This is a genomic window from Parasphingorhabdus sp. (assembly GCF_041748495.1).
In the GTDB taxonomy this organism is placed as follows: Bacteria; Pseudomonadota; Alphaproteobacteria; order Sphingomonadales; family Sphingomonadaceae; genus Parasphingorhabdus.
Genome location: NZ_JBGTDD010000127.1, coordinates 1 through 5,117 on the forward strand (window position 1 = coordinate 1; position 5,117 = coordinate 5,117).

The following is a 5,117-nucleotide window of genomic DNA, read 5'->3' on the forward strand; positions in this document are numbered from 1 at the left end:
CCGGCATGGCACAGCCCAGCGACATGGCCGTGATCGGTATCGGCCGGGATGCCACGGACGTGTCCTTTCTCACCGGCTTCGGCAGTCTGGAGATGGTGGAGCAGCAGGTCCGCGTCTCCCGCGCCTGACTCCCGCAAGCAAATTCCGGCTTCCCTAGCGGGCCATTTTTCCATTAGGCTGGCCCCCGAACGATTCTCGGGAGAATGAAATGCACAAAGGCTCCTGCCTCTGCGGCGCGGTCAAAATCGAGGTCACCGGCGACCTGCCCGAGGCCGATGCCTGCCACTGCAACCAGTGCCGCAAGCAATCCGGCCATTACTGGGCCTCGGCCGATCTCCCGACCAGCGCCGTGACCATCAGCGGCGCAGAGCATATCCGCTGGTACCAGTCATCGGAAAAAGTCCGACGCGGCTTCTGCGAAACCTGCGGCTCCTTCCTGTTCTGGGACCCGGTCATGCACCCCGACAAGATCGCCATCGCCATGGGTTGCTTCGACCAGCCCACCGGTACCAAAATCTGGAGCCATATCTTTGTCGCCGACAAGGGCGATTATTACGAGATCGAGCCGGATGTACTGCAGCGGGATCAGTGATTAGATGGTGAAGTACTTTGGATGGGTGATAATCGCGATCTGCGGGATTTTGATTGTCCCCTCTGTTTTTCTCCTGGTTTTCTCTGCTTTCCTGTTTGATGCTCCTGGTTCTATGACGAGCCCCCTCACGATTTTTACTGCTGTTATCGTCTACCTCGGTCCCTTCATATTATGGTTTTCCATATCCAAGGCTAAAAGGTCTATCCAGGCCGCAGACCTGAAAGCATTGCTTGTTCCTGCCACTTTACCGCTATTTTGGTTATTGATGTTGGGTAGCACATGGTTCCTGATAGAGAAAATCTGCGGCGGAGAATTTGTTTGTCCGTAGTTCCTCGGAACAAAACAATCGTCAAACTTCACATTCCGAAATTGAAGCAGGAGCGCAGCACGGGGTCAGTAGACCTTCTCCCGTGAGGGAGAAGGATACGAAGCCTTATCCGCGAAGCGGATTAGGCGCAGTTGGGTGAGGGCGTTCTGCCTTCGAAAAGCCAGGAACACCCTCACCCAACTGCGACTAGGCAACAAGTTGCCAAGTCTCCACATCCCTCTCCCTCACGGGAGAGGGGAAGAGGCACGCCGTAAAATCGCAGGCGAACATTGACAATGTCGAGAATCCCGTTAATGGCTCCCCTACAAATTGTGCTTCCCTCAAAAGAATCACAATTTCCGTCCGAGACAGCGGGTGAGGGGAATTTGCCTCTCTTAATTTCCAGCCTAGACGGGGATCAGTTTTTTCGTGTGGCAACACACGGGCACGCAGCCAGCGTCTTCTGACGCGGCAGAGCCGCCAAAACCCCCCTTCGGATTATACAGGATTGGTTTCGATCAATCCTTTCGCTCGTCACGCTGAACCCGTTTCAGGATGACGATAACTAGAATGGGATGCGGGTTTCGGCTCACATCCCGGTGAAGGAGCAAAATATGGATCGTGGTCAAAAGACCGAAGCGGTTGCCGCTCTGAACGCAATTTTCAAGGGCGCAGGCGTTGTCGTGGTGACACGCAACCTGGGTCTGACTGTCGCGCAATCAACGGCGCTGCGGACGAAAATGCGGGACGAAGGCGCAAGCTTCAAAGTCTCTAAAAACCGCCTTGCCAAGCTGGCTCTGGAAGGAACCGACTATGCCCAGATAGCAGAAATGCTGACGGGTCCGGTCGCGCTTGCCACATCGGATGATCCGGTGGCCGCTGCAAAAATCGCAGTGGAATTTGCAAAAACCAACGACCGACTGGAAATCGTTGGCGGCGCAATGGGCGACACCCTTCTCGACGAAGCAGGCATCAAGACCCTGGCTGCCATGCCTTCGCTTGACGAACTGCGCGGAACGATTGTTGGACTGCTTGTCGCTCCACAAACGAAAATCGCACGGGTTCTTGTCGAGCCGGCGACCAGTGTTGCACGCGTACTCAGCGCTTATGCTGCTGCGGGTGAATGAATTTAACTTTTCAAATATTTAGAAAATTGGAGCGTATTTAAAATGGCTGATATTGCAAAACTGGTTGAAGAACTTTCGAAACTCACCGTCATGGAAGCGGCTGAACTGTCCAAGGCACTGGAAGAAGAGTGGGGCGTTTCCGCTGCTGCTGCTGTTGCCGTTGCAGGCCCTGCGGCTGCCGCTGGTGAAGCTGCTGAAGAGCAGACCGAATTTGACGTAATCCTGACCGGCGACGGCGGCAAGAAGATCCAGGTGATCAAGGAAGTCCGTGCGATTACCGCTCTCGGCCTCACCGACGCCAAGGCTCTTGTTGAAAGCGCGCCAAAAGCCATCAAGGAAGGCGTTAACAAAGCCGAAGCAGAAGACATCAAGGCGAAGATCGAAGCTGCCGGCGGTACCGTCGAACTCAAATAAGCCTTTCGACGACCATCTATTCAAGGGGCGGTTTCCGGTTCGGGAGCCGCCCCTTTTCTATGCCTGCCGGGCAAGCCACCAGGCCGTCCGCCCCGCTCGCTTTCCCCGGCAGAATGATTGACACGACCGAACGGCTGCGCGACTAGGACAGCTGGCAATGGCGGGGGAACGATATGACCGACAATCAGGACCTGATCGATCTCGTTCGGACGATTCCCGACTATCCCAAGCCGGGTATCCAGTTTCGCGATGTTTCGACCCTGCTGCTCGACGGCCCTGCCTTTCGCCGCACCATCAACCGGTTGATCGCTCTCGTCGATCCGGCGTCCTTTGACCTGATCGCGGGGATCGAGGCGCGCGGCTTCATCGTCTCGGCGGCGATGTCCTATGCGCTGGAAAAGGGCAAGCTGATGCTGCGCAAGCCGGGCAAATTGCCGGGCAAGTCGGTGAGCATCGACTATGCCCTGGAATATGGCACCGACCGGATCGAAATGCATGTTGACGCAATCCGGCCGGGACAGCGCGTGCTGCTGGTCGATGATCTGCTCGCCACCGGCGGTACCGCGATGGCGGCGGTCAAGCTGCTGCGCGGTCAGGGCGCTGTGGTCGAACAGGCCCTGTTCATTGTCGACCTTCCCGATCTCGGCGGCGCGCGCAAGCTGGCCGCCGCTGGCGTCAAACCCGAAGCGCTGATGGCCTTTGCCGGTGATTGAACATATCGCGATCATCACCGGGGTACAGGACGAAGCGGATGCCTTTGGCCGCGATCATCCGGCGCAACGCATCGGCAGTCCGCTGGGCGACATCCGCCAGCAGGATCATGCCGGAAAGCAGGTCACGATAATATGCTCCGGTATCGGCAAGGTCCATGCCGGTGCCGCTGCCCTCTATCTGCACACATCATTCCAGCCGGATCTGTTCCTCGTCATCGGCACCGCCGGCCATGTCAGCAGCCGCGACGGGGACTGTTTCTATCTGCGCGAATCCCTGCAGGCCGATTATGGCACGCTGGAAAGGTTCGGCGAGCATGACGGCTTCACCCATTATAATGCCGGTGCCTGGCCGATCGGCCCTTCTGACTGGCAGCCGTTCCAGTCTCACCCGATGCCCGAAGCCCTGGCCCTGCCGCAGGCGCGGATCGCCACCGCCGACTGTTTCGTCAAATGTCCCGAACGCTCCGGTTATTTGCGCGATGTGCTGAAAGCCGACCTCGTCGACATGGAAACCGCAGCGGTGGCGCAAATAGCAGCCGTGCTCAATATCCCGTGGGCCGGGATCAAGGCGGTGACCGACGGCGCCAACGGCGACAGTTCTGGCGATTTTCAGGCCAATCTCGAACGCGCCGCCAACCGCGCCGCCAGCGAAGCCGCACGGTTTATAGAAATGCTCTAGGCCTCATATTCGCTAAAGCGGCCATCCTCTCATCCCGAGCCTGTCGAAGGACATCCCAAGACAGATCACATTGAATCGGGAAAGCCTAGCTCGCCACCCAATTGCCATGGAATCCCGGCGGGATCCGATGCGGCACGTGGATCACCGCCTGTGGTTCGCCGAGAAAATCATCCGCGTTCAATATCTGCAATTCCGTTGTCTCGTTCGCGGCATCGATCACCAGCCCGATCAGCCAGCCATCATCTTCTCGTGCCTCTGCGCCCGAATCCTCGGATCGCGGAACAAACACAAATTCTCCGGGATAACGGTCGGTGCCCAGTTCGCGGGTCAGCGTTTTTTCGCTTTCCAGATCATGTTTGAACAATTGCGAACCGCCACGATCAAAAACCCCGCTGTCATTCTCGGCCAGCGCCACGCTATAGACATAGCGATAGGGCTGCGCCGTCCGGCGTTCGTCATAGCGCGGGAATTCCTGATTCCTGTCGTGGATGATCTTGCGGTCTACTGCACGCGTTGCCGGGTCGATCGTCCAGCGCTCGAACCGGGCCCACTCGCCGCCGGGCCCATAAGGGGATAGCGCATACATGCTTTCATGCACCACCACATCGACAATGACTTTTCCGTCGGCGGTCTCGAATGCGTTGGCCGGATGGAAGACATAGCAAGGCTCGACTTCACACCAGATGATATCGTCATTGCTGCCGGTCTTGGGCAGCAGCCCGACCCGCGCGCCATGGTCCGGATTCCAGTCATAGGGGAATTGAAAGCCTTTCAGCAGCCGCTTCATCGACAGCGTCGCCGGCAGGTCGAGTATCAGCACGTAATTTTCGGTGATCGCGCAATCGTGGATCGAGGGCCCGTCCTTGACCGCAACCGGCTCCTCCCGAATGACCTGGCCTTTCGCATCGACCACTACATGCCAGACCGTGTCCTGCGTCGTCGCGTCATAGCAGATCGCATGATGCTGCCCGGTTTTCGGATCGAGATGCGGATGGGCGGAAAAGGCGTGGGTCAGGGTGCCGTCGAACGGATTATGCCTGATCGTATCCAGTTCGTCATTGAGCTCAACCGGAAATCCGCCGGCCTCGACAATCGCGAAGGTCCGGCCATCGATGCCGACAATATTGGTATTGGCGGTATCGGACCGCGGATTGCGCGTGCCTGGCTTGCGCGGTTCGCCCAGCGCATCGCTCACCGCGTTGCTGCGGATCCAGCGGTTGCGATACCAGGCCGCCTCGCCGCCCCTGATCCGGATGCCATGCGCCATGCCGTCGCCGACGAACCA

At 58.1% G+C, this 5,117-nt stretch carries 6 protein-coding genes; 5 read left to right on the forward strand and 1 reads right to left on the reverse strand.

Translation table 11 applies throughout. The annotated features are described in order from the left end of the window. Positions 1-208: 208 nt before the first annotated feature. From ACEW8J_RS11450 to ACEW8J_RS11470, 5 genes are all read left to right on the forward strand, one after another. On the forward strand, positions 209-592 hold the full coding sequence (locus ACEW8J_RS11450) for a GFA family protein (protein WP_373491773.1): 384 nt from the start codon (positions 209-211) through the stop codon (positions 590-592). Positions 593-1,513: 921 nt separating this feature from the next. Continuing rightward, a complete protein-coding gene (gene rplJ / locus ACEW8J_RS11455; RefSeq protein WP_373491774.1) occupies positions 1,514-2,026 on the forward strand; it encodes a 50S ribosomal protein L10 in 513 nt (170 codons plus the stop codon). Between the two features lie 42 nt (positions 2,027-2,068). Continuing rightward, positions 2,069-2,440 (forward strand): 50S ribosomal protein L7/L12, encoded by a 372-nt coding sequence (gene rplL, locus ACEW8J_RS11460; RefSeq protein ID WP_373491775.1) that lies wholly within the window; start codon positions 2,069-2,071, stop codon positions 2,438-2,440. A gap of 173 nt (positions 2,441-2,613) precedes the next feature. Then, positions 2,614-3,153 carry an adenine phosphoribosyltransferase gene (locus ACEW8J_RS11465; protein ID WP_373491776.1) on the forward strand — a complete coding sequence of 180 codons (540 nt, stop codon included), beginning with the start codon at positions 2,614-2,616 and terminating at the stop codon, positions 3,151-3,153. Further along, positions 3,146-3,832, forward strand: a complete 687-nt coding sequence (locus ACEW8J_RS11470; protein WP_373491777.1) for a purine phosphorylase — start codon at positions 3,146-3,148, stop codon at positions 3,830-3,832. The genes ACEW8J_RS11465 and ACEW8J_RS11470 overlap by 8 nt, the downstream gene beginning before the upstream one ends. Positions 3,833-3,917: 85 nt before the next feature. On the opposite strand, the gene ACEW8J_RS11475 is transcribed toward ACEW8J_RS11470, so the two are convergent. Beyond that, a partial coding sequence (locus tag ACEW8J_RS11475) for a carotenoid oxygenase family protein (protein ID WP_373491778.1) occupies positions 3,918-5,117 on the reverse strand: 1,200 nt, incomplete at its 5' end.

Bases quoted from the DNA above. Each gene is read 5' to 3' on its own strand.
- ACEW8J_RS11450 (WP_373491773.1), top strand. From the start codon at position 209: ATGCACAAAGGCTCCTGCCTCTGCGGCGCGGTCAAAATCGAGGTCACC.
- rplJ (WP_373491774.1), top strand. From the start codon at position 1,514: ATGGATCGTGGTCAAAAGACCGAAGCGGTTGCCGCTCTGAACGCAATT.
- rplL (WP_373491775.1), top strand. From the start codon at position 2,069: ATGGCTGATATTGCAAAACTGGTTGAAGAACTTTCGAAACTCACCGTC.
- ACEW8J_RS11465 (WP_373491776.1), top strand. From the start codon at position 2,614: ATGACCGACAATCAGGACCTGATCGATCTCGTTCGGACGATTCCCGAC.